Source organism: Streptomyces iranensis, assembly GCF_017874715.1.
Classification (GTDB): domain Bacteria; phylum Actinomycetota; class Actinomycetes; order Streptomycetales; family Streptomycetaceae; genus Streptomyces; species Streptomyces iranensis.
Genome location: NZ_JAGGLR010000024.1, coordinates 176,512 through 177,507 on the forward strand (window position 1 = coordinate 176,512; position 996 = coordinate 177,507).

1 protein-coding gene is annotated in these 996 nt (G+C 63.2%); it reads left to right on the forward strand.

Annotated elements, in window-relative coordinates:
• The first annotated feature begins 66 nt into the window (after window positions 1-66).
• Entirely contained in the window at window positions 67-354 is a 288-nt protein-coding gene (locus tag J2Z30_RS36745) for an acyl carrier protein (protein WP_052701171.1), read from the forward strand.
• Window positions 355-996: the final 642 nt, after the last annotated feature.

A 996-nucleotide genomic window follows, 5' to 3' on the forward strand; every position in this document is an offset into this window, starting at 1 on the left:
CTCGGGAGTGCCGCGCATCCACGACGTACCGATCGGCAAGCGTCTGCGTAAACCGAAGGGGACGGAATGGAAGCGCGTACCGCTACCCTCACCGAAATCCGCGACTGGTTGACGGATTTTCTTGCGGCGAAGCTGGAGAGGTCGCCCGAGGAGATGGACAGCACCGAGAACCTCATGCATTCCGGAGTGGACTCGCTGACGATGGTCGCGCTCGGTCTGAGCATCGAGGAGACCTTCGGGTTCGAGATCGAGCCGGATTTCTTCAGTCGTTTTTCCACCATCGACGAGGTGGCCAAGGCGGCGCACGACCGGGTGCACTCTCCCGCTCAGGAGCCGGGCGGTGACGCCGTGTGAGCGTCGGCCGCCGCTGAGGTGGCGGGCGACCCTGTCGGGGCACGTCACGATGGTCCATCGACCGTCGTGACGTGCCCTGACGGGCCTCCCGGTATGTCCTGGTCGCGCGATTATGCGTCACCCTGAGTCCGTAGATCGTCTCTGTTGGGTGGACCACATTGATTGTCGATCAACCGGTCGATATGGTGCGTTCATGGTTCAGTTGAGTGAAGATTTTGGATGGTTGCCGAGTCGCGCCGTCCACTCCGGTGAATCGGACACGCACCGCTGCCGCCGACCGCGGTGACACAGCGTCATCGTGCCGACCCCCCTGACCCAGCACCGAACCCCCCTGAATCAGCACGATCCAGCCGCGTCGGAGTACGCGGGATCTATGCTGGAGCGACCGGGTGTCGGGGTACAGCCGAGGCTGCTCGACCCCGGACAGATTGTCCGCGCCAACGCCCGCAGCAGATCGGCAGATACATTCTCGGACCCTGATTTCGAGCGCCGAATTCCACCGCGGCATGCTCAGATCCCCGGCTCGTAGCGACGTTCTGGGTGAACTGTTCGATGCCGACCGCAGGTTCGATGCCGACCATGGGTACGGCCATCGTTTCGGCAGTCCCGCCAACGCTCTGACACACAGGACAAGGTCGCATT

Bases quoted from the DNA above. Each gene is read 5' to 3' on its own strand.
- J2Z30_RS36745 (WP_052701171.1), top strand. From the start codon at position 67: ATGGAAGCGCGTACCGCTACCCTCACCGAAATCCGCGACTGGTTGACG.